This window comes from Brachybacterium sp. p3-SID957 (assembly GCF_025144775.1).
Lineage (GTDB): Bacteria > Actinomycetota > Actinomycetes > Actinomycetales > Dermabacteraceae > Brachybacterium > Brachybacterium epidermidis.
Map to the genome: position 1 here is coordinate 40,986 of NZ_JALXKT010000011.1, position 25,724 is coordinate 66,709.

Consider the following 25,724-nt stretch of genomic DNA (forward strand, 5'->3'; position numbering starts at 1 on the left):
GCCCAAGAGCCAGCAGGAGCCCACCGTGCTGCACCGTCCCGTCTCGCTCCACGCCCCGCGCGGCTCCGTCGCCGCCGATGTGATCTCCCAGGGCATCGACGCCCTGCTGGAGGAGTACCGGGAGCAGGTGCCCCTCGAGTTCCCCGCCGAGGTGCTGGCCGAGGCGGAGCGCGCAGCGAGCAGGGCGGGCACGTCCGCGGGGGCCGGTGCCGGCAGCGGCCAGACCGACATCGATCGCTCCGATCGCACCGACATCCCCTTCGTGACCCTGGACCCAGAATCCTCCACGGACCTGGACCAGGCGATGCACCTCGAGCGCACCGATACCGGCTACCGGGTGCTCTACGCCATCGCGGATGTCCCCCTGTTCGTCGAGCTGGGCAGCGCCCTGGACGCGGAGGCCCGCCGTCGCGGTGCCACCGTGTATCTGCCGGATCGCCGGATCCCCCTGCACCCGGAGGTGCTCTCCGAGGGCGTGGCGTCGCTGCTGCCGGAGCAGGACACGCCCGCGTTCGTGTGGACCTTCGAGTTGGACGCGGCCGGAATCGTCACCTCTGTGGATCTCGAGCGCGCGACGGTGCGCTCGGTCGCGAAGCTCGACTACGACACTGTGCAGCAGCAGCTCGATTCCGGGCAGGGCCACCCCACGATGCAGCTGCTGCAGGAGATCGGGGACCTGCGCCTGCGGCAGGAGGCCGAGCGCGGCGGTGCGAGCCTCAATGTGCCTGAGCAGGAGGTCGAGGCCGAGGGCGACCACGTGCGCCTGACCTGGCGCGACCTCAACGCGATCGAGGAGGCCAACGCTCAGATCTCGCTGATGACCGGGATGGCTGCCGCCCAGCTCATGATCGACGGCGGCGCGGGGATCCTGCGCACCATGCCGCCTGCCGAGCCCCAGGCCATCGCCCGCTTCCGGAGGCAGACCCAGGTGCTGGGCACCCCCTGGGAGGAGAACGTGGCCTACGGCGACTTCCTGCGCTCCCTGGACTGGCGCGATGCCGCCCACCTGGCCCTGCTGAACCAAGCCACCTCCCTGTTCCGCGGTGCCTCCTACGCCGCGTTCACCAGACCGGAGGAGCTGCCCGAGGATCCGGCGCAGGCCGCCATCGCCGCTCCCTACGCCCACGCCACCGCTCCGCTGCGGCGCCTGGTGGACCGCTTCGTGCTGCTGGTGTGCCACGCCCATGCCCGCGGGCAGTCCCCGGATCCTGCCCTGCTGGCCGCGCTGGAGAAGATCCCCGAGGCGATGCGGTCCACCGCCACGAAGGCCGGGGAGCTGGAGCGTCGGGCGATCGAACTGGTCGAGACGGCGGCCCTCGAGGCCTGGGTGGGAGAGGAGTTCGACGCCAGTGTGATCGAGCGTCGCGAGGCCTCCGAGGGGAAGAACGGCAACGGTGGTGCCCCCACCCGGGTGGAGGTGCAGCTGATCGACCCGCCGGTCACGGCCTGGGTGCCGATGGACGCCGAAGCCGGACAGGTGGTCCGGGTGTGTCTGGAGTCGGTGGACCCCCGGAAGGGGAAGGCCCACTTCGTGCCGGCGGGCCCCGCCGGAGCGGATGCGGCCGGCACCCCCGGCACGGCCGACGCCACCACTGCCCAGAGCTCCTGACGGACACCGCTCCGATGGCCTCCTCCGAGCTGCTGGCGCTGCCCCGCGCGGCGGTCCTGATGCTGTGGGCGGGTGCCTACCTACGGGGGAACGCGGGACCCGACGACGCCGCCCAGCACGCTCTGGGGACCGGGAAGGACCGCTCGGGGGCCGAGGGGGTCGAGCTGTTCGACTGGCTCACCGGGCTGCGCCGACTGCCCCTGGTGCAGCTGCGTCTGGTGCTGCCGGTGCCTGGCAGGATCGCCGGTCTCGTCGGCCCGCCCCCTGCGGTCCAGGCGGCGCTCGCGGCCGAACAGGCACTGGTGGTCACCGCGGCGGGGATCCCCGATCACACCCTGGTGCCCGAGGACACCCCGGTCTCCTCGCTCCAGGGCCCGATCGCGCTGGTGGACTGGATGCTGTACCCCGCGCCGCTCGGCGCGAACCTGGCCCCTGCCAGCAGCTCCGGCACGGCCCGGGAGCAGCTGCTGCGCGTGATGCAGAGGGTCGCCGATTCCTCGCAGGACCTGGACCTGGTGCCCGACGAGCCGATCCCGGTCCGGGATCTCCCCTCCGGGTGGGCACGCACCATGCCGCCGCCGTACGTCACCGCAGCCGATGCGCACCTGCTCACCCTCGCGGGCAGGATCCTGGCGCTCAGTGCGCAGGAGCTGCGGGCCGGCTCCCCCACTGCCCGCGCGCTGGCCGATGACCAGGCCCGACGGCAACTGCTGGAGGAGCTGCGCGATGCCGCCCGGGAGGCGCTGGTCGAGACGGTGCAGCGGGCAGCGGGCCCCGAGGGCTGATCCCTCGCCCCGCACCCCCGGCACTCAGGCCCCGTGGGACTCCAGCACCGCGCGGTACACCTCGACGGTGCGCTCGCCGATGGACGTCCAGGAGAAGTGCTCGGCCGCGCGACGCCGGGATGCCTCCCCCATCTGCCGGGCGCGATCCGGGTCGGAGAGCATGCGCTCCAAGGCCCGCGCCATGTCGGCGATGAACCCCTCGGGATCGGTGGGGGTGCCGGTGCCGTCGGTGAGCTGGTCGAAGTGCACCAGGTACCCGGTCTCGCCGTCCACCACCACCTCGGGGATCCCGCCGGTGGCGGAGGCCACCACGGGCGTGCCGCAGGCCATCGCCTCGAGGTTCACGATCCCCAGGGGCTCGTACACGCTGGGGCACACGAAGGTGGTGGCGTGGGTGAGGATCTGCGTGAGCTCCGTGCGCGGCAGCATCTCGGTGATCAGGTGCACGTTGCCGCGGTCGCGCTTCAGCTCGGCGACCAGGTCGTCCACCTCTGCGGCGATCTCCGGGGTGTCCGGGGCGCCGGCGCACAGCACCACCTGGTGCTCGGCGGGCAGCTCCCGCACGGCGCGCAGGAAGTACGGCAGGCCCTTCTGCCGGGTGATGCGGCCGACGAACACGATGGTCGGCGCCTCCGGATCGATGCCGCGCGAGGTCAGAGCGGTGGTCTCCGGGTTCGGGGACCACTGATCGATGTCGATCCCGTTGTGGACCACGTGCACGCGGGCCGGGTCCACGGCCGGGTAGGAGCGCAGGATGTCCTCCCGCATCCCGGCGGAGACCGCGATCACCCCTGCGGCGGCCTCGTAGGCGGCGCGCTCGGCGAAGGAGCTCAGGCGGTAGCCTCCGCCCAGCTGCTCCGCCTTCCACGGCCGCAGCGGCTCCAGGGAGTGGGCGCTGAGCACGTGGGGCATGCCGTGCAGCAGGGAGGCCACGTGGCCGGCGAAGTTCGCGTACCAGGTGTGGGAGTGGACCAGGTCCGCGCCCTCGCAGTCCGCCGCGATCAGCAGGTCGGTGCCCAAGGTGCTGAGGGCGGCGTTGCTGCCGGAGAGCTCGGCAGGGGGCCGGTAGGAGGTGGTGTCCTGCTCGTCGCGGTCCGCCCCGAAGGCGCGCACCTGCACCTCGATGTGGTCCCGGAGGACGGACGACAGCTCTGCGACGTGCACACCCGCCCCGCCGTACACCTCCGGCGGGTACTCCTTGGTCAGCAGATCCACGCGCATGACGATCCCTCCTCCGGCACCTTCGTCCGAGGGCCGTTCGACGACGTGATGGACACCACCATTGCATTATCCTCGACGCATGCAGAAAAAGGTCCTCGCCATCGTTCTCGCAGGCGGAGAGGGCAAGCGCCTGATGCCGCTCACCCTCGACCGGGCGAAGCCCGCCGTCCCCTTCGGCGGGATCTACCGCCTGATCGACTTCGCTCTGTCCAACATCGTCAACTCCGGCTACCTGCGCGTGGTGGTGCTCACGCAGTACAAGTCGCACTCCCTGGACAAGCACATCTCCCAGACGTGGCGCATGAGCTCGCTGCTGGGCAACTACGTGGCCCCGGTGCCGGCGCAGCAGCGCATGGGCAAGCACTGGTACCGCGGCTCCTCCGATGCGATCTACCAGTCGCTGAACCTGCTCCACGACGAGAAGCCCGACTACGTGGTGGTGGTCGGGGCGGACCACGTGTACCGCATGGACTTCTCCCAGATGCTGGATGCGCACATCGAGTCGGGTAAGCCGTGCACGGTGGCAGCCATCCGCCAGCCGATCGAGATGTCCGATCAGTTCGGGGTGATCGAGACCGTCCCGGAGGACCCCACCACCATCGCCCGCTTCGTGGAGAAGCCCAAGGAGACCACCGGGCTGGCCGATGACCCCAGTCAGGTCCTGGCCTCGATGGGCAACTACGTCTTCACCGCCGACGCCCTGGTCGAAGCGGTCACCAAGGACGCCGAGGACGACGGGACCGCCCACGACATGGGCGGGGACATCGTGCCGTACTTCGTGGCCCAGCAGGCCGCCGGGGTCTACGACTTCATCCACAACGACGTGCCGGGCTCCACCGATCGCGATCGCGACTACTGGCGGGACGTGGGCACGCTGGATGCGTTCTACGACGCCCACATGGACCTGATCGCCATCCATCCGGTGTTCAACCTCTACAACGAGGACTGGCCCACCTACACCGGTCACCGCACCGTGCCGCCGGCGAAGTTCGTCCACGCCGGGCCGGGCCGCATGGGTTCGGCGGTGGACTCGATCATCTCCCCCGGAGTGGTGATCTCCGGTGCGCAGGTCTCCAACTCGGTGGTCTCGCCCGGCGTGCGGATGAACTCCTGGTCGGCCGTCTCGGACTCGGTGATCATGGACGGCGTCTCCGTCGGCCGTCACAGCCAGATCCACCGGGCGATCATCGACAAGAACGTCGTGGTCCCGCCCCGCACTCAGATCGGCCTGGACGCGGAGCAGGACCGCGCGCGCGGCTTCGTGGTCACCGAGTCGGGGATCACCGTGATCGGCAAGGGCACGGTCCTCGAACCGTGACGGGGCCCGGGTCCGCCGGTGCCGTCACCGGGCTGCTGGTCTCCGACGTCGACTCCACCTTCCTCACCCAGGAGGTGATCGAACTGGTGGCCGATCACGCCGGGGTGCGGAGCGAGGTGGAACGCATCACCGAGCAGGCGATGCGCGGGGAGCTGGACTTCTCCGACTCCCTGCGCCGCCGGGTCGCCCTGCTGGAGGGCCTGCCCGCCGCCGTGCTGGCGAGCGTGCGCGAGGTGCTGGTCCCCACCGACGGTGCCGTCGACCTGATGCGCCGCGCGCAGCGGGCTGGATGGGTGACCGCGCTGGTCTCGGGGGGCTTCCATGAGGTGATCGACGAGCTGGCCGCGGCCACCGGCATCCATCACGTGGTCGCCAACCGGTTCGAGATCCGCGAGGGTCGGCTCACCGGTCGGGTCGACGGGCCGATCATCGACGGGCAGGCGAAGCTGCGCACCCTCGAGGATCTCGCCGAGCGCTACGACGTGCCGCGGTCGCGCGTGGTCGCCGTCGGCGACGGTGCCAACGACCGGGCGATGGTGCGCGCCGCCGGGATCGGCATCGCGTTCAACGCCAAGCCGGCACTGCGGGAAGCGGCCGACGTGATCGTGGACGGGAGCCTGGCCGACGTGTGGCCCCACCTGGAGGCCGCCGCCGGGGCCTGAGAACGCTCAGGGCCTGACGATGGTGTGCAGTGTCAGCGAGCCGTCGGTGAGCTCGGACCAGTGCGCGAGCGGCCCGGAGAGGACGCCCATCGCACCGGTGGGCAGCCCGATCCTGGCCTGGGCCACGGATCCGGCATCCGAGTCGTCGTCGGCGAGCTGGGCGACCATGCTGGACATGGTGGGCTCGTGGCCGATCACCATCACCACCGCGTCCTCATCGGCGCAGGAGCGGATCAGCGCTGCCAGTTCGGCGGTGCCGCCGTTGTAGATGTCCTCATGGAGGCTGACCGTGCCGTCGAAGCCGTGCATGGTCGAGAGCAGGTGCTCCCAGGTCTCCCTGGTGCGCGCGGCGTCGGAGACCAGCACACGGGTGGGTCGCACGTTCTGGGACTCGAGGTACTCCCCCACCAGCTGCGCCTGGGAGTGGCCGCGATCGGTGAGGCGCCGCTCGTGGTCCGGCTGGCCGGCGCCGCTGTCGGCCTTGCCGTGGCGCATGAGGAGCAGGAGCCGACTGTCGGGGTCGGAGGATGACATGAGGGGACGATCACACCTTGTGCATCGGGGACAGGAGGGCCGGGATCGGAGCGGCCAGGATCAGTGTCCCATGCCGAGGCCCCCGTCGACGGGGATCACGGCACCGGAGATGTAGGCGGCGTCGTCGCTGGCGATGAACGCCACCACGCGGGCCACCTCGGAGGGGTCGGCGAAGCGGCCCGCGGGGATGGCCTTGCGATAGGAGTCCTGCAGCTCGTCGGAGAGCTGTGCGGTCATGTCGGTGTCGATGTAGCCGGGCGCGACCACGTTCGCGGTGATGCCGCGCGAGCCCAGCTCGCGGGTCAGCGCGCGGGCGATGCCGACCAGCCCGGCCTTCGAGGCGGCGTAGTTGATCTGGCCGGGCGAGCCGTACAGGCCCACCACGGAGCTGATCAGCACGATGCGGCCCTTCTTCCTGCGCATCATCGAGCGGATCACCCTCTTGATGGTGCGGAAGGACCCGGTGAGGTTGGTGTCCACCACGGACTCGAAGGAGTCGTCGTCCATCCGCAGCAGCAGCTGGTCGTCGGTGATGCCGGCGTTGGCGACGAGCACCTCGATGGGTCCGTTGGCCTCCTCAGCGGTCTTCACCGCCGCGTCGAGGCTGTCCCCGTCGGTGACGTCCGCGGCCACGGTGAGCGCGCCGTCGGGCCCGCCGGAGCCGGACCTGCTGGTGACGGCGACCTTGTCCCCGCGCCGCAGGAACTCCTCGGCGATGGCGCGGCCGATGCCTCGGTTGCCCCCGGTGATGAGGACGCTGCGCGGTTCGGTGGCGGGATCGGACATCGGCTCTCCTGAGGTGGGGTCGGGCACAGGGCCCCGGGCTGGGTGTGCTCTACGATACGTGGCAGGAATGGTCGCAACCTTCGGGGGGAGCCGACCGCAGTCGACATCGGGAAGGTGCCTCAGATGGCATATCGCTTCAATCCTCCGCCGAACTGGCCCATCGAGGACCCGAACTGGACTCCGCCCCCGGGGTGGCAGCCCGATCCGTCGTGGGGCCCGCCGCCGGCCGACTGGAACTTCTGGGTCGATGCGGATGCTCCTGCCGAGCGCGGTGACGCGGCCGGTGGTGAGGTGACCGGCGGCAGCGTGCCTGTCGAGGACAGCGCGGTCGAGGACGCCTCTGATCCCGCCCCCCTGCCTGAGGACGACGCCACCCGCGTGGCCGGCACCGGCGAGCCGGCCTCCACCGATGCCGCTCCCCTTCCCGAGGACGATGCCACCCATCTCGCCGGCACCGGCGAGCAGGCGCCGGCCGAGGATCCCGGCAGCGCCGCGCAGGTCGGCGAGGGTCCGATCGAGCAGCCGGGTGCGCCCGAGACAGCGGAGTACGGCGGCCCGGATCTGGAGGCCGATCTGGCCCAGCAGGCACCCTACGAGACGGGTGACCAGGGCTACTCCGACCAGTCCTACCCGCAGGAGGGCACGAACCGCCCTGTCGACGGATCTGCCACTGCCGGCGGTCTCGCCGCCGGAGGGGCCGCTGCCGGCTACGGCCAGGCATCGCCGAACCAGGGCTACGGGCAGGACTCCGTCGACCAGGGGTACGGCCAGGCATCGCCCTACGGCCAGGCATCGCCCAGCCAGGGCTACGGTCAGGCATCGCCGAACCAGGGCTACGGGCAGGATCCCGTCGACCAGGGGTACGGTCAGGCATCGCCCTACGGCCAGGCGTCCCCGAACCAGGGCTACGGCTCCCCGGACAGCGCATCGCAGTGGACGGCCACCACGAGCCCCGAGAACGCGCCGAAGAAGAGTGCGATCGCTCGCTTCTGGTGGGTCGGCTGCCTCGTGCTGCTGCTCATCGGTCTGCTGATCGCCGGTCTGGTGGGCGGCCTGGTGCTGATGAACCGCGGCGGCGACGATCCCACAGGAGACGGGGGAACCAACACCACCGCCACGGAGGATCCCTCCTCCGAGGATCCCACCTCCGGGGATCCCACCTCCGAGGAGCCCACCTCCGAGGAGGCCGCCAGCGACGACGTCGTCACCCCGTCGGTGCTTCCCACCGTCGACCCGGCGGCCGAACCCGTCGAGGTCGTCTCCACGGACGGACGCGGCACGATGCAGGTCTCGATGGAATGGCTGCCCGCCGAGCAGCTCCCCAGTGTGTATGGCAGCAACGTCGAGCCCGGCGAGAACGGCGACTACCTGGTGGCGACGGCGAAGATCGCCGTCACCGAGGGCGAGATGTACTTCAAGCCGTTCAACTTCGCGGTCGTCACGCCGTACGGCGGCAAGCTCGACCCCGCCACCGAGACCTTCGCGCTGAAGGACGCCGGGGTCGGCATCGATGCGCCCACCGACATCAAGGCCGGTGAGGAGTACACGATCCGAATGCTGTTCGCACCTGTGCGCGCCGGTGGGCTGAAGCTGGAGTTCGACTCCTTCACCGACCAGTACACCTGGGACGTCCCTGAGTGATCGAGCGCTTCAACCCGCCGCCGAACTGGCCGGAACCCCCGCACGACGGGTGGGTGCCTCCCGCGGACTTCCGTCCGCAGCACGGGTGGGGGCCGGTTCCGGCCGGTTGGCGGCTGTGGCTGAGTGAGCGGCTGCCCTCGCGTGGGGAGCCGCCTCTGCAGCTGTCGGAGGACGTCCCGGCCAGCGGCGCCCGCCCGCGGGCGCGGGTGGACACCTATCCGGTGTCGGTGCTGAATCCCGGCATGTGGTCAGAGAACCACCTGCAGGACGAGGACTACGGCTTCCCCCCGGCGAAACCGGTGAAGAACCGTCCGCGGCTGCGGCTGGCGATGACGATCCTGGCGACCGTGCTGGGCTTCCTCCTGGCCGCCGCGACCGCGGTGATGTTCGTGATGCTCACCGACTTCGCCGTCGAGAAGCTGCCCGGCATGATGACCGGCTGGCTCGGTGCCGCCCTCCCGGTCACACCGGGCGACGTATGACGGCGTCCTCCTCCCAGGCCGCCCCGTCCGCCCGGCGCCGAGTCCTCCTCAGCCGCGACACCCTCGTCGGGCTGCTCGTCGTACTGCTGGCGATGGCCGTCTGCGCAGGACTGGGGCGGTGGCAGTACGGCCGGTTCGAGGACCGCCGCGACCAGGCCCGGATCGTCGAGGCCAACTACGACGCGGAGCCGGTAGCCCTCGATCAGGTGCTCGATGATCCGGCAGCCGGTCTCGGCCCGGCGGAGGACTGGACGCCAGTGCAGCTGCGGGGCCAGTACTGCACCGACCGCGCCTGCGAGCTGTACGTGCGCAACCGCACCCAGGGCTCCCAGGTCGGGTTCTGGCAGCTGGTCCCCTTCGAGGCCGATGACGGCACTGTGCTGCTGGTGGTGCGGGGATGGGTGACCGCCCACGACCAGGACTCCGCCCCGGCCGATGCGCCGTCCGTTCCCGAGGGGCAGCGGACCATCACGGTGCGACTGCGACCGGCCGAACCCCCGCTCGAGCGCCGCGGCAACCCGCGCGGGCAGGTCCACTCGGTGGCGCCGGAGCAGATCGCCTCGGTGCTTCCTTTCGAGCAGTTCGGGGATCGCGATGCGGATCTGGTGACGGGGGCCTACGGCAGCCTGGTCTCGGAGGATCCGCCTACGGACAAGCCCACTGCCCTGGAGCCGCCGGACACCTCCCTGGGCCCGCACCTGTCCTACGCGTTCCAGTGGTGGATCTTCGCCCTGTTCTTCCCGGCGGCCCTGGTCTACCGCACCCACCGCCTGATCCAGGAGGAGTCCGACGATGACGGCACCCCCTCCCGTGCCGCCCGGGAGCCCCGTGCACGACGCCGCAGCCGCGATGAGGAGGAAGAGGATGCGCTCCTCGAGCACCCCCAGCAGTGACTCCCCCCGGCCCGGCGGGCCGAGCGGCAGGGCCGATGCGCCCCTGGATCCGCCCTCCCGCTTCCTCCCCGGCCCACGCCCGCGGCGGATCGCGCACCGGGGTCTCGCCCTCGACGCGGCGGAGAACACGATGCGAGCCTTCCAGGACGCCGTCAACGCCGGTGCCGACATGCTGGAGACCGACACCCGCGCCACTGCCGAGGGCCTGGCACTGGCCTTCCATGACGAGGACCTGCTGCGGATCGCCGGTGACGCCCGCCGAATCGACAGCCTCGACGACAGGCAGGCACGCGCGGTGCGGCTGGCCGGGAACGAGCCCCTGGCCCTCCTGGAGGACGTGCTGGGCACGTTCTCCGACCTCCCGGTGAACATCGATGTGAAGGCTCTCTCGGCGATCGAGCCGGCGGTCCGCGCCATCGCCCGCACGCGCAGTGCCGACCGCATCTGCCTGGCCGGATTCGACGACGCCGTCACCGCGCGGGCAGTTGCGAAGGTGCGGGAGGCCACCGGCATCACCCCTGTGCGCAGCCCCTCACGGCGTGCGATCGCGCTGTTCCTGGGCCTGGTGGCCTCCGGGGCACCCACCGCCGCGGTGCGCAGGCTGCTGGCCCCCTACGGTGCACTCCAGGTGCCCGTCTCCCACCGGCAGGTGCCCGTGGTGACACCGCGCACCGTGGCAGCCGCGCACCGCGCCGGGTGCGAGGTCCACGTGTGGACGATCGACGAGATCACCGCCATGAAGGACCTGCTGGTCATGGGGGTGGATGGTATTATCACCAACCGTGTCGACCGGTTGGGCGACCTGCTGGACGCGCCCGGCTCACCGCACCGTGCAGCGACCGGGCCGTCCTGAAGCCCTGGTCGGGCGCGGCACCAGTCGGGAACAGAATCCGAGCGCCCGGCGTTGCACCCCTCAGACCTCAGTCCCCGAAGCACCGGCAGGCATGGCGCCGCACCGCGCCCCCGCCGGCAGGAAGCGAGAACCGCATGAACAGCCGCAGCCTGCGAGGCACCCGTCTGGGCTCCCTCTCCATGGAGACCGACGAGGGCGTTCTGGCCGCACCGCGCCAGGAGGCCGTCTACGACTGCCCCAACGGACACAACATCGTGCTTCCCTTCTCCGTGGAGGCCGACGTGCCCGCCGTCTGGGAGTGCCGCTGCGGCGCCACCGCGGTGCTGCGTGACCACGAGAAGCCCGAGGAGAAGCCCGGCAAGCCGCAGCGCACCCACTGGGACATGCTGCTGGAGCGCCGCGAGGAGAAGGACCTGCAGGTGCTTCTCGACCAGCGCCTGGAGCTGCTGCGGGCAGGGAAGCTGCACTCCAGCCGCACCCTGTGAGGTGCGCGCTCAGTCCTGAGTGATCGTGGGCGGGGTCGAACGGCGGGAGCCGTCGGCCCCGCCCTCGTCATGTGTGCCCGGGCGATCCGCGGGCTCCGCGTTCAGCACGATCTCACCGTCGATGACGCCCCCGCTGGAACGGCGGTAGAGCACGCTTCGAGCACCCGTGGAACCGCTGCCGAGGCCCATGGCCTTCACTGTGCGGCGCTGCACCGGGGTGAGCAGCAGGACCACCCCGATGACGTCGGTGATGAGGCCGGGGAAGAAGAACGCGAACGCTGCGAGAACGGTGAACATCGGGCGCGAGAGATGATCCTGCACGTCCCCCCTGCCCCGCACCGCGCGCACCAGGGAGCGCAGACGGACGAAGGACTGCTGGCCGGCGGCGATCAGCAGGGCCACCCCGATGATCCAGCCCAGCACCACGATCAGCACGGACCACCACAGGCTGGTGTTGACACCGATGATGATGAGGATCGCCAACTCGAGGACGCCCAGCACCACGAAGGCGATCGGCAGCCAGGCGGCCCAGCGGGGGCCCTCACGCCGGGAGCCGCCGGGGCGCTCGCGGCCGGCGTCGGCCGGCGGTGTGCGGTGCGATGCAGTGCTCACGGCGTCTCCCCTCGTGTCGGACCGCGCCCAGGGTAGCCCAGCGCCCCGAGCACCTGCTGGGCGCGATGGCCCAGCCCCCACGCGGTCACCTTGACCAGTGCCTCCCTCACGATCGCGGAGCTCATCTTGCTGGCCCCCTCCGCACGTTCATCGAAATCGATGGGGACCTCCCGGATGTCGGCCCCGAGGTCCCGGGCCCGACGTGTCATGTCCACCTGGAAGCAGTACCCCTGGGATGCGACCTGCTGCTCCACCAGGCGCCGCAGCAGGGAGGCTCGGAAGGCACGGAAACCGGCGGTGGCATCGCGCACCTCCAGGCCCATCAGCATCCCGGCGTAGAGGTTCGCGCCACGGGAGAGCACGAGCCGGCGCAGCGGCCAGTCGTGGACCCGGCCACCGGGAACCCAGCGCGAGCCGATCACCAGGTCGGCCCCTTCGGCGACGGCGTCCAGCAGCCGCGGCAGCTGCTCGGGGCGGTGGGAGGCGTCGGCATCCATCTCGACCAGCACGTCGTAGCCCCGTTCGAGGCCCCAGGCGAAACCGGCCAGGTACGCGGGTCCCAGTCCCTCCTTGCCGGCCCGGTGCAGCACGTGCACGTGGTCATCGCGCTCGGCCGCACCGTCGGCCCACTGCCCGGTGCCGTCCGGGGAGGCGTCGTCGACCACGAGCACGTGCGCCTCGGGCACCGCGGCGCGCAGGCGCGCGAGCGTGCCGGGCAGCGCCTCGCGCTCGTCGTAGGTGGGGATGACGACGAGGGTGGGCGGCAGCGGGGCGCTGGAGGGTTGCATCAGCTCTTCTCGGAACGGCGGGTCTTCTCGGAACGGCTGGTCTTCTCAGCACGGCGGGCGGGACGGGCGAGGGCGCGGCGGTCCGAGGACAGCGCGGCCAGCAGGCCGACGAGCGCGAAGGCGTTGATGCCCACCGCGATCCAGGGCCCGGCCGCGATTGCGGGGGTGATCCCGGTGCGCAGGGGGACGTCGGCCAGCATGGTGCCCTGCTCCCAGTGGCCGACGTAGTCGATCTGGCGGCCCTCGGGGCTGAAGATCGCCGACTGGCCCGCGGTCGAGATGTGCACGACGCTGCGCCCGGACAGCACCGCCATGACCTTCGCCTGGGCGAGCTGCTGGATCGCCTCGTCGGAGTCGCCGAACAGGGCGGTGTTGGACTGGACGACGACCACCTCGGCGCCGTCCTGGATCACGTCGTGGACCAGCTCGTCGTAGGCGATCTCGAAGCAGATGAGGATGCCGACGGTGCCCTGGCCCTGGTCGAGGGCGGCGAGGTCCATGGTGCCGACCTCCTGCCCGGGGATCATGTCCAGGGAGATCAGGTCGACCTTGTCGGTGATCCGGCTGAACACCTCGCGCATCGGGATGTACTCGCCGAACGGGACGGGGTGCCGCTTGGAGTACTGGTACGGGGCGGAGCCGTCGGGCGTGATCAGCACGGCCTGGTTCAGGCGCTGGGTCTCCCCCACGCGCACCTGGGTGCCGACGAGCACGGGCGCGTCGGCCCGCTCCGCGAGGCCCCGCAGCTGGGCGGCCAGCGCAGGGTCCTGCCGGGGATCCCAGCCGGTGGAGTCCTCGGGCCACACCACGAGGTCGAGGTCGTCGCCGTCGGCCTCCGCCTGGTCCAGCACGTCCTCGGTGGCGGCCAGGTGGTTCGCGAAGACGTCCTCGGGCATCGTGTAGCTGCCCTCGTCGATCTCGCCCACCGAGCCCTGCACGGCGGCGATCGTCATGGACTGCCGGTCGGCGGGGGCGCGGTTGACGGGATGGGGCACCACGACCGTGGCGAGCACGGCGCCGACGGCGATCGCGCAGGGCCACACCCCGGAGAAGCCGACGAGGCCGCGGTGGCGGCGGCCCAGCAGCGAGAGCGCGCCGTGCAGCAGCAGCTGTCCCAGCAGACCGACCACGAGGGCGAGGCCGGCCATCCCGATCCAGGGGGCGAGGTTCAGCAGCGGCGAGTCGGCCAGGGCGAAGGCGCTCGCGCCCCAGGGCAGGCCGCCCCACGGGACGGTGCTGCGCAGGGTCTCGACCGCCACCCACAGCGCCGCGACGACGAGGGCGGAGGAGAGGCACAGACCGCGCCGCACCAGGACGGTGCGGGCCAGCAGGCCGTAGAGCACGATGTACACCGCCTCGACGATGCCCAGCGCGATCCAGGGCACGTTTCCGGCGTAGATGTTGGCCCACTCGGTCAGCGGCACGAAGAAGGCGAGCCCCCACAGCAGCGACACGAGCGCCGCGAGCCATGCGGAGCGCACCAGCAGACCCGCGCTCAGCAGGGCGAGGCCCACGGGCAGGAGCATCCACAGGTCATACGGCGGGTTGGCGAAGTACGCGCAGGCACCGCCGACCACGCCGCAGAGCAGCGCGACGGGCCAGGGGGTCGGGTCGAACTCGTCGCTCTGCCGACGGGACCGGGCGCGGGCGGCCGCGGTCCGGACCGTCGTGCTCATGCGTCGTCCTGCCCGAGCGCGCCGTCCTGCCCGAGCGCGCCGTCCTGCCCGAGCGCGCCGTCCTGTCCGAGCAGGTCGTGGACTGTGCGGCCGTCGATCACGGTGCGCAGCGCGCGGGGGCTGCCCTGGTCGAGGTCGGGCAGCAGCGGGGTGCGCGAGCGCGGGTCGGTGGACCAGGAGTCGACCCTCTCCGCGTGGGACTGGACGGTGAGGTCCCACGGCTCCCACACCACGAAGGTCGCCTCGAGGCCGGTGCGCAGGGTGCCGGGGTGGCGGTGTCCGGCCACGCGCTGGCCGCCGCGGCTGGCGGCGAGGAACGCCGCGCGGTCGGAGATGCGCTGCGCGGCGGGGGCGGTGCGGGTCGCGGCGCGCACCCAGTCCCAGGGGTCGGCGGCCTCGGGAGCACCGGCGGAGCCGAAGGCGAGCGGGGTGCCCTCGCCGACGAGGTCGAGGTAGTCGGCGCTCTCGGTGACCGGGGCGATGACGCGCACGCCCTCGCGCGTGCCCGTCGGCCCGGGCAGGCGCAGCACGATGCCGCGCGCGGCAGCATCGGCGTCCTCCTCGGCGGTCGCCGCGGCGTCGACGAAGCCGGGGGTGACCAGGCAGCCGGTCGCGTCGATCCGTCGGGCGTCCGGGAACAGGACGAGCGCGGAGTCCTCGGTGCCGGTCCACGCAATCAACCCGTCGGCCACGAGCATCGCGGAGGCCTCGGGGTCCTCGGCGCTGTACAGCACGATGCCCGTGTAGAGCACGGGCGCCGAGGGCTGGGCGGGATCGGGCAAAGAGGTATCGCGGTCGGTCATGGGCCCCATGCTCGCGCCTCCTCCTGGGAGAACGCTCATCGGCCGCTCGTTCGCCGGCCGATCGCTCAACGGCCGATCTCCTGGGCGACCAGGCCGCGGCGCACTGCGGCGATGGCGGCGCGGGCCGTGGCGCCGAGCTGCTCGTCGGCCGTGAGCTGGTCGAGCAGGTCGATGACCTGGCGGCAGTGGCGCACGAAGTCGCCGGGCGGCAGGTCGTTGCCGGCCAGCGCAGCGGCGAGGTGCTCGCCGCGCGCCCAGCGGTGCACGATCGCCGCGACCGCGGGATCGGGCGGCGTGGTCGGCTCGATGCCGTGGCGGGTCTCGAGGGCCTGGAGGCGCTGGGCGATGCGGGCGGAGGCCTCGAGCGCCGCGTCGACGGCGGGGTCCGGGATGACCTCGGGGGCGCGGTCGTCGCGGCGGGACTCGTGCACGGCCGCGGAGACCACGGCGGCGAGTCCTGCCGGATCCAGACCCGTCCAGGCGCCGTGCTCGAGGCATTCGGCGATCAGCAGGTCGCGGTCGGAGAAGACGCGGCGCAGCCGCAGTCCGGACGCTGTGGGGACGAGCTCCTCACCCTCATCCCCCGCGGCCTGCGGGCCTTCCGCGCGCAGGTAGCCGAGCTCGACGAGCAGCGCGGTGAGGCGGTCGAACTGGCGGGCCAGGGAGCTGGTGCGGCCGCTGATACGGCGCCGGACGCCCTCGAGCTCGCCGCGGGTCTTCCGCCAGCGACCCACCCAGCGCAGGTGCGACTCGAGGTCGGGGCAGGAGTGGCAGGGATGCGCGGCGAGCTCGGCGCGCAGCTGCTGGAGCCGCTCGTCGCTCGCGGCGGTCGACGGGGTGCGGCCGGCGCGGCGGCGCACCTCCCGGTGGGCGTCGTCGTCCTGCCCGGCCAGGCGCTGGCGCAGCGCGGCGGCGGTGTCCTTGCGGACCTTCCCGCTGCCCAGCGACTCCTGGCGCGGCAGGCGCAGGGTGTCGATGACGGCGGGAGGGGAGGGCACGTCGCCGGGGCGGAGGCTGCGACGGCGCCCCTCGGTGTCCAGCAGGTCCACCTGCGGGCCGCCGAGCACACGCCGGTCCACGTCCAGCACCACGGCATAGCCGCGGCGCTTGCCGCCGGGCAGGGCCAGCACGTCGCCGCGCTGCAGGCTGCGCAGGGTGGACCGGGTGCGGTCGCGGTCGGCGCCGGCGCGGGCGCGCGACAGCGACTTCTCCCGCTCGCTGATGCGCTCGCGGATGTCGGCGTACTCCACGAGGTCCCCGCGGTCGCACTCCATGGCCTGGCGGTAGGACTCGGCCGTCTCCTCCAGCTCCCGGGCGCGCCTGGCCAGTCCCACCACGGAGCGGTCGGCCTGGAACTGGGCGAAGCTGGTCTCGAGGGTCTCCCGGGCACGAGCCAGGTCGAAGCGGTCCAGCAGGTTCACCGCCATGTTCGCGGTGGGCCGGAAGGCGGAGCGCAGCGGGTAGGTGCGTCGGGAGGCGAGGGAGGCGACGGCGTCGGCGTCGAAGCGGGGGCCGGCCATCACCACGGCGTGCCCCTCGGTGTCGATCCCGCGGCGGCCCGCGCGGCCGGTGAGCTGGGTGTACTCGCCGGGGGTGAGGTCGGCGTGCTCGACCCCGTTGAACTTGACCAGCTTCTCCAGCACCACAGAGCGCGCCGGCATGTTGATGCCCAGCGCCAGGGTCTCGGTGGCGAACACCGCCTTGACCAGGCCGCGTTCGAACAGGTGCTCCACGACCGTCTTCAGCAGGGGCAGCATGCCCGCGTGGTGGCAGGCGTAGCCGTCCAGAGCCGCACGGCGGAAGGCCGCCACGCCCAGGATCTCGGCATCCTCGTAGGGGATCAGCGAGAGCTCCTCGTCGAGCACGGCGCGGATCTCGCGGCGCTCCTGCTCACTGGTGAGCCGCACCCGGGACTGGGCGCACTGCCGCACCGCCGCCTCGCAGCCGGCCCGGGAGAAGATGAACACGATCGCGGGCAGCAGGGCGTGCTGATCCAGCAGGGCGAGCACCTCGGGTCGGCGCAGGGTGCGCTGGCCGCCCCCGATGCGGCCGCCTCCCCCGCTGCGCCGGTCATCCCGGTGGTCGCGGCTCCCGTGGCTTCCGCGGTGGTCGTGGTCCCGACGGTCCAGGTCGTGGCGGGCTTCGCGCTCGGGTCGGCGCTGGGCGGAGCCGCGCGGCCGGTGGCGGCCGCGGGTGCCCTTGCGGCTGGGCGGGCCGCCGCGGCGACCCCGGTCAGGACCGTGGCGCTCCGGCAGCTGGGTGGCCAGCGCGGTGAGGCGGTGCAGCTCCGGATTGACCTGCCGATCGGACCGGGCCCCGGGGCCGTGGGAGATCACGGGGTCGCCGGAGTCGTCCACGAACAGGTCCAGCATCTGGTCGCCGATGATGACGTGCTGCCACAGGGGCACAGGGCGGGTCTCGGAGACCACGATCTCGGTGGAGCCGCGCACCTCCTGCAGCCAGGCTCCGAACTCCTCGGCATTGGAGACGGTGGCCGAGAGCGCCACCAGCTGCACCGACGGGGCCAGGTGGATGATGACCTCCTCCCAGACGGGGCCTCGCAGACGATCGGCGAGGTAGTGGACCTCGTCCATTACCACGAAGCCGAGTCCGTCCAGGAGGGAGGAGTCGGCGTACAGCATGTTGCGCAGCACCTCGGTGGTCATCACCACCACGTCCGCGTCCGGTCGCACGGAGGTGTCCCCGGTGAGCAGACCCACCCGCTCCGCGCCGAGCCATTCGGTGAGCTCGGCATGCTTCTGGTTGGACAGCGCCTTGATGGGGGCGGTGTAGAACACCTTGCGCCCCTGGGCGAGTGCCAGGTGCACCGCGAACTCGCCCACCACCGTCTTCCCGGCGCCCGTGGGGGCTGCGACCAGCACCGACCGTCCCTGCTCGAGCACCCGACAGGATGCCAGCTGGAACTCGTCCAGGGCGAAGGGGTACCGCGCGGTGAAGGCGGCCAGCTCGGTTCCCTCGATCGCCTTCTGCTCGCGCCGCTCCGCGGCCCAGCGGGCGTACTGCTGGGCGGGCGAGGGGGTGTCCGAGGACGAGGTAGGGTTCACGGCTGGCTCCGGCCCGGGTCGGCGAGGATCCGCACGGCTCCGGGCAGCACGCGGGCGGTGATGGGCAGCTCGATGCGCGGCTCGCCGTCGGCATAGGCGCGCAGGCGACGACCGTCCCGCAGCCCCACGGTGACCTTCCGCACGGGCTGGACCTCGAAGCCGTCGACGCTGGTGTGGGTGCCATTGAACACGCGGGGGAAGAAGCGCAGCAGCTTCGTGCGGCCGATGCCGGTCAGGGTGACCAGCTCCAGCACGCCGTCGTCCACCCGCGCCTCGGGCACCATGCGCATGCCACCGCCGAACACCCCGGAGTTGCACAGGGAGATCAGGGAGGCGTCCAGGTCGACGCGCTCGCCGTCGTCGATGCGGATCCAGTACGGCAGGGGTCGGAACGAGGGCAGCTCACGCAGCACGGCGGTGGAGTATCGGACGGCGTGGCCGCGGGAGGCGCTGTTCGCGCGGGCGTTGACCAGGGCGTCGAAGCCGAGGTTCACATTGCCCAGAGCCAGGGAGCGGTGGGGCAGCGCGTGCTCGGAGGCTGAGGTGATCTCGATGGCGTCGATGGTGACCACCGGTCGGGACAGCGCGTGCAGCAGCACTCGGGTGGCCTCCGCCGGTGAGTTCTCCGGCAGTCCCAGGGCGCGGGCGAAGTCGTTGCCGCTTCCGGCCGGGACCACGCCCAGCCGCACCGGGGTGCCGGCCACCACCTCGGCCCCGAGGGACACCGTGCCGTCCCCGCCGACGACCACCAGGGCGGTGAGGGTGTCGCGGACCTCGAGCGCACGGGCCCGGGCCACGTGGGCGGAGGATCCGGAGAGGTCCACCACGGAGATCCCGGACAGGCGCAGCAGGTTCCCCACCTGGCGGCCCACCCGGTGAGCGGTGCCGAGCGCTGCGGTGGGGTTGAACAGCAGCCCTACCCGGAGTCGGCTCACCTGTTCTCCGGCTCGTCGATGCGGGAGGGGGCGTCGATCGGTTCGACGACGTGGTCGATCCGGCTGGCCTGGTCCGGTGACAGGCTCTGGGCGGCCTCGGCCTCCTTCTTGTCCCGTCGCTTGTCGTTCCAGATGGAGATGAACACGGCGGCGAAGAAGAGGCTGGAGATCGCGGCGGACATGCCGATCAGGGTGAAGGGATCCGGGGTGGGCACCATCATCGCGGTGAAGGCGAAGCACAGGAAGATCACCCAGCGCCAGGCCTTCAGCATCGAACGGCCCCGCAGGATGCCCAGGAAGTTCAGCAGCACCAGCACCACCGGCATCACGAAGGCGATGCCGAAGGCGAGCATGGTCTTGACCAGCAGGGCGAGGTACTCGTCGTACTTGATCAGCTGCTGGACGCCATCGGTGACCGGGGTGAAGCTGAGCAGCACCGGCACCAGCTGGTTGACGGCCCAGTACCCGGCGGCGCAGCCCAGGAAGAACAGGGGGATCGCGGCACCGAAGAAGCCCAGCGCGTACTTGCGCTCGTTCTTGTGCAGGCCCGGCATGATGAACAGCCATGCCTGCAGCATGATGATCGGTGCGGCCAGCAGCAGGCCCAGGTAGGCGGACATCTGCAGCCGTACGCTCAGCCCGGTGGCGACGCCCTGGAAGTTCAGATCGGCCTCCATCCCTGCCTTGGAGGCGATGCGGAAGGGACGCTGGAGCGCCTCGAACACCGTGGGGAACAGGAACCAGCCGACGATCGCGAGCACCAGCACGGCGAGGGCACAGATCATCAGCCGATTGCGCAGCTCGGTCAGGTGCTCGCCGAGGGACATCCGACCCTCGGGGTCCTTCTCCTTGCGCTTCTTCGGCGCGCGGCGTGCCTGGCTGTCACGGGCCACGGGTGTGCTCCTCCCAACAATCTGGGTCCGGTCGCGCTGCGGCCGGACCCGTCCTGTCGTTCAGCGGCTCGGCCGCCGAACGGATGACCGCTCAGTCGCGACGGTAGAGGTCGTCGTCCTCGCGCGCACGCACGGGCTCGCGCTCCAGCTCCTCGCGGTCGCGGGGGTCGTACTCGCGGTGGCGATCACGATCGTCGCGATCATCGCGGTAGCGGTCACGATCGTCGCGGTAGCGGTCACGATCGCGGTCATCGCGGTAACGGTCCCGGTCATCGCGGTACCGGTCGTCGCGGTCATCGCGCGCACGGTGGGAGCCGCCGTGGCGGTCCTCGTCCTCATCACGATCATCACCGCGCATCTCCTCGACCTCGCTCTTGAAGATGCGCATCGACTGGCCCAGGTTGCGTGCCAGACCCGGCAGCTTGCCGGCACCGAACAGCAGCACGACGAGCAGGATCAGCAGGACGATCGCCCAGGGGTTGCGGAACATTCCCATGAAAAAGCACCTTTCAGAAGCGCCGCGTGTGTGCGGGAGCGCGCCCATGGTCCCACAGCGGACCGTGTCGGCGTCGTACCCGGGAGCGGCGACGTGCCCGCCGTGCGACGGGCCCTCTCAGGGTAGCGCTTCGGAGGCGCGATGCCGCAGTTCGGAGGTCCGCGAAACGGTCACGATCGTGTCTCTGAGCGATGTGGGATGGACCACGTCGGCTGCACCGGCGGCTTCGAGGACCGCGTCGACCAGGGGGGAGCGCAGAGGGTCCACCAGTCGAGCGTACGAGGCTGGCTGTGTCTCGGTTCCCGCCTCACGCAGTTCACGGGCATCGAAGGCCTCGGCGATCCAGTGCGCCTCGGGCTCCAGGCGCAGCCACACCTCCCCCTCGACCACGCCGGAGAGGTCCAGGGCAGCACCCGCCTCAGCGGGATCCGCCGGGTGCTGCGGCGCGCCGTCGGGGAGCACCTCCACCACGCGGTCCAGCCGGAACCGGCGCTCCCCCTGGGCCAGCTCGCAGTACGCCCGCAGGTAGGAGCGGATGCCGTCGGTCTCGATGCGCACAGGCCTGATCCGTCTCACCGAGGTGCCCGGCCGGTCCGGGGCGGAGTAGCGGATGGTCAGTGCACCGGACGGGTCGGCGGGGTCATCGACCGCCAGGGCGCGGTGGACGGCGCCGAGCACGGTCTCGGCGCGAGAGCCGGGCAGCTGCGCTCCCGTCCCGTTGACTTCGCTCGCCTCCCCTGCTCCCGACGGCGTCACGCCTTCTGGACCGGTCTGTGCGGCGGTTCCTGCGCGAGCGCCGGCATCTGCACCCTCAGTGACCGTGTCGCGGCTTGCGAGCAGCTTCTGCCGGGCGGCGGCCACCAGGCGCACCTCCTCCCCGGCGGCGGGCTCGAGAGCGGCCAGTCCCGCCAGCAGCGCGGTGACCTCGACGTCGCTCAGGCGCAGGGCCCTGCGCAGCGGTTCGGCATTGCGCACCCGCACCGTTCCCTGTTCCCATTCGGCCTCGATCAGGTCCTCGAAGCCGGTTCCCATGTCACCGCACACGAACAGTACCTGCAGGTCGGCGATGAGCTGCTGCTGGCTGATGCCGAGGGCCTGGGCCAGCTCGGCAAGGTCCACTTCATCACGGGACTGCACGTAGGACGCCTCGCTGATCAGGCGGGACAGCTGATCGCTCCCGCTGCTGGAGACCCGGATCCTGGGCGCGGGCCGTGCGGGAGCGGCCTGAACGGCGGCGAGGTCCCCGGGTCCTTCGTGCTGCTCGGCGATCCGGGAGAGGATCTGGGCGATCTCCGCCCTCCATGGTGCAGGATCGACCAGAGTCGTCCAGCGCGCGGAGCCCAGCACCAGGCGGCGCAGTGCCGAGCGGGGCAGGATGGGCGTCTCGAAGCGCTTCGCCTCGAGCGGGGCGCCGGCACGATCCCTCAGCTCGAGCGCCTTGTACGGGGACGCCTCGATGACGGCGGGGGCGGAGTCCCCACCGGTCTGGAGCCTGCCCAGGACCTCGGCGAGATCCACTCGCGACGGCCTGGGCCAGGTTGCGGCCCCTCCGACGCGGGGGAAGGACTCGATGCGGGAGGCGCGGAACACGCGGGCGTCCTCGCGGTCCCGGTCGTAGCCGTGGACGTACCAGTGGCCGTCGTGGACGCCCACCACCCACGGCTCCACCGTGCGGCTGGTGAGGGCACCCGTGGTGGCACGGTAGTCGAAGCTCACCGCGCTGGCCGAGGTGACCGCCTCCAGCAGGGGGGTCAGCACCGGCAGGGACTCCACGGAGCCGCGGGGCGCACGGCGCAGCAGGTCCGGATCGGCATCGTGCCCCAGGCTCAGCAGCTTGGAGCGCACCCTTCGGGCCGCTCCCCCGGCGGCGGCATCGTCCCAGGCGCGGCTGGCGGCCAGCAGCACGGTGTACTCCTGCGTGGTCAGGTCGAGCACGGCATGGCCGGGGGTGGTGTCCAGGCGGTAGTAGACGGTGTTCTCGTCCAGCACGTCCGGTTCGCTGACCAGCGGCAGGCCCAGGTCCAGGATGGCGGCCTTGTCCCGCTCGAACATGCGCTCCGCAGCCGTCTCGCTGGGCGCGGCCGCATAGTCAGGGATCACCTGGAAGAGCTTTGAGCGATCGATCCGTCGGCGCGAGCCGATCGTCATGATCACGTTGAGCAGTCGTTCCACACCACGGGCAGCCACGGCCTCAGGCTACCGCTCCGGGGTCCGCGACGACCTACGCTGGGCGCATGCTGCGCTGGGAACGTGCCACCGTGATCGACCATCGCCCCGGTTGGGCGGGGGTGCGCCGCCTGCTGGTGCGGATCGACACCACCGGGGAGACGGTGAGCGCGCTCGCCTACCCCGAGCTCACCGGGGAGCCGGGCACCGGCGAGCAGGTGCTGCTGAACACCAATGCGCTGCGACGGGGCCTGGGCACCGGTGGTGAGGCCATGGTGGTGGCCCGGCCCGCGCACCTGCCAGCGGCGGAGGAGATCGCCGGGCACATGGTCAAGGCCCGGTACACGCCGATGCAGACCATGGTCGACGCCATCGACGACCCCGCCTCCGAGCACTACGAGATCCTTCAGCACGCCGAAGGCCTGGACGGCATGCCGGTGGTGGTGGCGGATCTGCACTCCTCCCTCCCGGCCGTGGTGGCCGGGGTGCGGGCCGAGGCGCCGCTGGCCCGGATCGTCTACGTCCACACCGATGCGGCGGCCCTCCCGGCCGCCTACTCGGCGACCGCCGCGACCCTGCGAGAGCAGGGTCTGCTGGCGGCGATCATCAGCGCCGGTCAGTCCTTCGGCGGGGATCTCGAGGCGGTCACGGTGCATTCGGCCCTGCTGGGTGCCCGGCACGTGGCAGGGGCCGACGTCGCCGTGGTGATCCAGGGGCCGGGCAACCTGGGCACCGGCACCGGGTGGGGGTTCTCCGGGGTGCAGGCCGCTGAGGCCGTGCACGCGGCCCACGTGCTGGGCGGGGTGCCGGTGGCGGCCCTGCGGGTCTCGAGCGCCGATGCGAGGGCGCGCCATCGGGGCCTGTCCCACCACAGCGCGACCATGTTCGGCAGGGCCACCCTGGCTCCCCTGCGCCTTCCGGTGCTCGACCCGAGCGATGACGAGTACAGCGCTTTTCATATGTCTGTCACTGAACAGATGGAATCTGCGATCATCGGACCGGCGCTCGAGCGTAGCTGCCGACATCAGCTGGCCCCCGTCCGCGCCGAGGGGCTCATCGCCGCTCTCGAGGCACTTCCGGTACGGCTGTCGACCATGGGCCGTGGGCTGGAGGAGGATCCGGAGGCGTTCCTCTACGCCGCACTGGCCGGGCGCTGCGCCGCCTCCCTCACCACGGACTGCTGAGCGGGCACATCAGGCCGTCACGCTCGCGCGGGGCGCCGCGATCTCAGCCCTCGTGGTCGGGGGCCTCGCCCCGCTCACGCACCAGTGCCGCCAGGCGATGCGCATCGGCGATGCCGCGCTTGCCATCGGACCGCTGGATGGCCCAGGTGGCCAGGGTGCTGCCATCGGCGAGGTCCAGGTGTGCCCAGGGATCGCCCATGGGGAAGCTGACGCCCACCACCTCCGGCCAGGTGACTGTGCGGGTGCGGAAGAGGTTGCGCACCTCGAGCTGCTGCGGGCCGGCCACCACGCGCACGGAAGCCTGGAGGTGGCAGAAGAGCGCCGCGAGGACACCGACCATCACCATGCCGGCGCGGTCCAGGGGGCTGAAGCCCGGTATCAGGATCGCTCCGCCCACCAGCGCGGCCAGCATGATCACGGCGACCGCATAGCCCACCGCCCGCACCATGCGAGGGCGGAACACGACAGTGCCGGCGGTATCCATCACGACAGTGTCAGATCCGACAGGCCTGGATCGCCGTGACCAGGATGGCGCGTGCGCCCACTTCGTACAGCTCATCCATCATCCGATGGGCATGCGCACGCTCCACCATGGAGCGCACGGCCGACCACTCCCCGCCGTGCAGCGGGGATACGGTGGGCGACTGGAAGCCGGGGGTGATGGTCACGGCCCGCTCCAGCTGGGCGGTGGGGATGTCGTAGTCCAGCAGCACGTACTCGCGGGCCACGAGGACGCCCCGGATGCGGCGCTCGAGCACCTCGAGGGTATGGGCGGTGGTCTCGTCCAGCTCCATGCCGGGACGGGAGAACAGCACTGCTTGGCTGGTCATGATGGGCTCGCCGAAGGGTTCCAGGCCGGCCTGCCGCAGGGTGGTGCCGGTCTCCACCACGTCGGCGATCACATCGGCCACTCCCAGGCGAATCGAGGACTCGACCGCTCCGTCCAGGTGGACCACCTCGGCGTTGATGCCGTGCCCCGCCAGGTGATCGCCGACCAGGTTCTCGTAGCTGGTGGCGATGCGGGTGCCCTCGAGGCTGGTGACGTCGCTGTGCTCGCCCACCGGGGCCGCGAAGCGGAAGGTGGAGCGGGCGAAGCCCAGCGGCAGGATCTCGGTGGCCGGGGTGCGGGAGTCCAGCAGCATGTCCTGGCCGGTGATGCCCACGTCCACGGTGCCCGAGCCCACGTACACGGCGATGTCGCGCGGGCGCAGGTGGAACAGCTCCACGTCGTTCTCGTGGTCCACCACCACGAGCTCCTTGGCCATGCCGCGGCGGCGGTAGCCGGCCTCCTGCAGCAGCTCAGCAGCGGGCTCGGACAGTGCGCCCTTGTTGGGGACGGCGATGCGCAGCACGGGAACTCTCCTGGGTCGCCCGGGGGGACGAGGGGTCGGGGGTGGGCAGGGACGGGGTGTCGACGGGTGCCGGGCGGGGCCGGCGGGAGGACAGGCTCGCGTTCGCGGACCTGGAGTCCTGCTCAGAGGCGCCGGTAGACGTCCTCGAGGGTGATGCCCTTGGCGATCATCATCACCTGCAGGTGGTACAGCAGCTGGCTGATCTCGGTGGCGGCATCCTCGAGCGACTCGTGCTCACAGGCCATCCAGACCTCCGCCGCCTCCTCCACGATCTTCTTGCCGATGCCGTGCACACCGGAGTCGAGCTCGCGCACGGTGCCGGAGCCCTCCGGCCGGGTGCGGGCCTTCTCGGTGAGCTCGGCGAACAGGGCCTCGAAATCCTTCACCCCGACAGGGTACGCGCCCGTGGGGGGGGGCCCGGGGGCCGGCCCCCCCCCCGGCGGCGCCCCGCCCCGCCCGCGGCCACGACCACGACGGCGAGCCGA

25 protein-coding genes are annotated in these 25,724 nt (G+C 71.7%); 10 read left to right on the plus strand and 15 right to left on the minus strand.

All coding sequences use genetic code 11. From position 1 onward, the window contains the following. The first annotated feature begins 25 nt into the window (after positions 1–25). Together M3B01_RS04060 and M3B01_RS04065 are read left to right on the plus strand one after the other, a co-directional pair. Positions 26–1,609, plus strand: a complete 1,584-nt coding sequence (locus M3B01_RS04060; protein ID WP_259789597.1) for an RNB domain-containing ribonuclease — start codon at positions 26–28, stop codon at positions 1,607–1,609. A 14-nt stretch (positions 1,610–1,623) separates the two neighbouring features. Further along, positions 1,624–2,394 carry a hypothetical protein gene (locus tag M3B01_RS04065; RefSeq protein WP_259789598.1) on the plus strand — a complete coding sequence of 257 codons (771 nt, stop codon included), beginning with the start codon at positions 1,624–1,626 and terminating at the stop codon, positions 2,392–2,394. 24 nt (positions 2,395–2,418) lie between these two features. On the opposite strand, the gene glgA is transcribed toward M3B01_RS04065, so the two are convergent. Beyond that, the gene (glgA, locus tag M3B01_RS04070; RefSeq protein WP_259789599.1) at positions 2,419–3,615 is read right to left on the minus strand and encodes a glycogen synthase; all 1,197 of its coding nucleotides are present in this window, start codon (positions 3,613–3,615) and stop codon (positions 2,419–2,421) included. A gap of 79 nt (positions 3,616–3,694) precedes the next feature. Between glgA and glgC the strand changes: the two genes are divergently transcribed. Further along, positions 3,695–4,933 (plus strand): glucose-1-phosphate adenylyltransferase, encoded by a 1,239-nt coding sequence (gene glgC / locus M3B01_RS04075; RefSeq protein ID WP_259789601.1) that lies wholly within the window; start codon positions 3,695–3,697, stop codon positions 4,931–4,933. Further along, positions 4,930–5,595, plus strand: a complete 666-nt coding sequence (gene serB, locus M3B01_RS04080) for a phosphoserine phosphatase SerB (protein WP_259789602.1) — start codon at positions 4,930–4,932, stop codon at positions 5,593–5,595. The genes glgC and serB overlap by 4 nt, the downstream gene beginning before the upstream one ends. Before the next feature lie 6 nt (positions 5,596–5,601). Here serB and M3B01_RS04085 read toward each other — a convergent pair whose 3' ends face one another. Next, positions 5,602–6,129 (minus strand): histidine phosphatase family protein, encoded by a 528-nt coding sequence (locus M3B01_RS04085; RefSeq protein WP_259789603.1) that lies wholly within the window; start codon positions 6,127–6,129, stop codon positions 5,602–5,604. A 60-nt stretch (positions 6,130–6,189) separates the two neighbouring features. Continuing rightward, a complete protein-coding gene (locus M3B01_RS04090; RefSeq protein WP_259789604.1) occupies positions 6,190–6,915 on the minus strand; it encodes a beta-ketoacyl-ACP reductase in 726 nt (241 codons plus the stop codon). 123 nt (positions 6,916–7,038) lie between these two features. Between M3B01_RS04090 and M3B01_RS04095 the strand changes: the two genes are divergently transcribed. From M3B01_RS04095 to M3B01_RS04115, 5 genes are all read left to right on the plus strand, one after another. Then, a complete protein-coding gene (locus tag M3B01_RS04095; protein ID WP_259789606.1) occupies positions 7,039–8,556 on the plus strand; it encodes a hypothetical protein in 1,518 nt (505 codons plus the stop codon). After that, complete coding sequence (locus tag M3B01_RS04100) at positions 8,553–9,038, plus strand: hypothetical protein (RefSeq protein WP_259789607.1); 486 nt, start codon at positions 8,553–8,555, stop codon at positions 9,036–9,038. The genes M3B01_RS04095 and M3B01_RS04100 overlap by 4 nt, the downstream gene beginning before the upstream one ends. After that, positions 9,035–9,931: an SURF1 family protein gene (locus tag M3B01_RS04105; RefSeq protein WP_259789609.1), complete on the plus strand. Its 897-nt coding sequence runs from the start codon at positions 9,035–9,037 to the stop codon at positions 9,929–9,931. Before M3B01_RS04100 ends, M3B01_RS04105 begins: the two co-directional genes overlap by 4 nt. Next, positions 9,903–10,784, plus strand: a complete 882-nt coding sequence (locus tag M3B01_RS04110; protein WP_259789610.1) for a glycerophosphodiester phosphodiesterase family protein — start codon at positions 9,903–9,905, stop codon at positions 10,782–10,784. Before M3B01_RS04105 ends, M3B01_RS04110 begins: the two co-directional genes overlap by 29 nt. A 134-nt stretch (positions 10,785–10,918) precedes the next feature. Then, positions 10,919–11,269 carry an RNA polymerase-binding protein RbpA gene (locus tag M3B01_RS04115; RefSeq protein ID WP_193866368.1) on the plus strand — a complete coding sequence of 117 codons (351 nt, stop codon included), beginning with the start codon at positions 10,919–10,921 and terminating at the stop codon, positions 11,267–11,269. A 9-nt stretch (positions 11,270–11,278) separates the two neighbouring features. Here the strand turns inward: M3B01_RS04115 and M3B01_RS04120 are convergent, their stop codons facing one another. From M3B01_RS04120 to M3B01_RS04160, 9 genes are all read right to left on the minus strand, one after another. Continuing rightward, on the minus strand, positions 11,279–11,881 hold the full coding sequence (locus M3B01_RS04120; protein WP_259789614.1) for an FxsA family protein: 603 nt from the start codon (positions 11,879–11,881) through the stop codon (positions 11,279–11,281). Beyond that, positions 11,878–12,669 (minus strand): polyprenol monophosphomannose synthase, encoded by a 792-nt coding sequence (locus M3B01_RS04125; RefSeq protein WP_259789615.1) that lies wholly within the window; start codon positions 12,667–12,669, stop codon positions 11,878–11,880. The genes M3B01_RS04120 and M3B01_RS04125 overlap by 4 nt, the downstream gene beginning before the upstream one ends. Then, on the minus strand, positions 12,669–14,345 hold the full coding sequence (gene lnt, locus M3B01_RS04130; protein ID WP_259789616.1) for an apolipoprotein N-acyltransferase: 1,677 nt from the start codon (positions 14,343–14,345) through the stop codon (positions 12,669–12,671). Before lnt ends, M3B01_RS04125 begins: the two co-directional genes overlap by 1 nt. Then, the gene (locus tag M3B01_RS04135; RefSeq protein ID WP_259789617.1) at positions 14,342–15,148 is read right to left on the minus strand and encodes a hypothetical protein; all 807 of its coding nucleotides are present in this window, start codon (positions 15,146–15,148) and stop codon (positions 14,342–14,344) included. The genes lnt and M3B01_RS04135 overlap by 4 nt, the downstream gene beginning before the upstream one ends. 65 nt (positions 15,149–15,213) lie before the next feature. Beyond that, complete coding sequence (locus M3B01_RS04140; protein WP_259789619.1) at positions 15,214–18,213, minus strand: RNA helicase; 3,000 nt, start codon at positions 18,211–18,213, stop codon at positions 15,214–15,216. Further along, positions 18,210–19,148, minus strand: coding sequence for a diacylglycerol kinase family protein (locus tag M3B01_RS04145; RefSeq protein ID WP_259789620.1), 939 nt, complete (start codon positions 19,146–19,148; stop codon positions 18,210–18,212). The genes M3B01_RS04140 and M3B01_RS04145 overlap by 4 nt, the downstream gene beginning before the upstream one ends. Beyond that, the gene (gene tatC / locus M3B01_RS04150) at positions 19,145–20,041 is read right to left on the minus strand and encodes a twin-arginine translocase subunit TatC (RefSeq protein WP_259789622.1); all 897 of its coding nucleotides are present in this window, start codon (positions 20,039–20,041) and stop codon (positions 19,145–19,147) included. Before tatC ends, M3B01_RS04145 begins: the two co-directional genes overlap by 4 nt. A gap of 91 nt (positions 20,042–20,132) precedes the next feature. Beyond that, the gene (tatA, locus tag M3B01_RS04155; RefSeq protein WP_259789624.1) at positions 20,133–20,537 is read right to left on the minus strand and encodes a Sec-independent protein translocase subunit TatA; all 405 of its coding nucleotides are present in this window, start codon (positions 20,535–20,537) and stop codon (positions 20,133–20,135) included. A gap of 117 nt (positions 20,538–20,654) precedes the next feature. Next, on the minus strand, positions 20,655–22,724 hold the full coding sequence (locus M3B01_RS04160) for a WYL domain-containing protein (protein WP_259789625.1): 2,070 nt from the start codon (positions 22,722–22,724) through the stop codon (positions 20,655–20,657). A gap of 47 nt (positions 22,725–22,771) precedes the next feature. Between M3B01_RS04160 and M3B01_RS04165 the strand changes: the two genes are divergently transcribed. Continuing rightward, positions 22,772–23,887: a DUF3866 family protein gene (locus M3B01_RS04165; RefSeq protein WP_259789627.1), complete on the plus strand. Its 1,116-nt coding sequence runs from the start codon at positions 22,772–22,774 to the stop codon at positions 23,885–23,887. Positions 23,888–23,930: 43 nt separating this feature from the next. Here M3B01_RS04165 and M3B01_RS04170 read toward each other — a convergent pair whose 3' ends face one another. The 3 genes from M3B01_RS04170 to M3B01_RS04180 all read right to left on the minus strand — a co-directional run bounded on the left by M3B01_RS04170 (position 23,931) and on the right by M3B01_RS04180 (position 25,625). Then, complete coding sequence (locus M3B01_RS04170) at positions 23,931–24,371, minus strand: PH domain-containing protein (RefSeq protein ID WP_193866377.1); 441 nt, start codon at positions 24,369–24,371, stop codon at positions 23,931–23,933. A gap of 10 nt (positions 24,372–24,381) precedes the next feature. Beyond that, a complete protein-coding gene (gene hisG / locus M3B01_RS04175; RefSeq protein ID WP_259789630.1) occupies positions 24,382–25,239 on the minus strand; it encodes an ATP phosphoribosyltransferase in 858 nt (285 codons plus the stop codon). 122 nt (positions 25,240–25,361) lie between these two features. After that, positions 25,362–25,625: a phosphoribosyl-ATP diphosphatase gene (locus tag M3B01_RS04180; protein WP_193866379.1), complete on the minus strand. Its 264-nt coding sequence runs from the start codon at positions 25,623–25,625 to the stop codon at positions 25,362–25,364. Positions 25,626–25,724 lie beyond the last annotated feature (99 nt).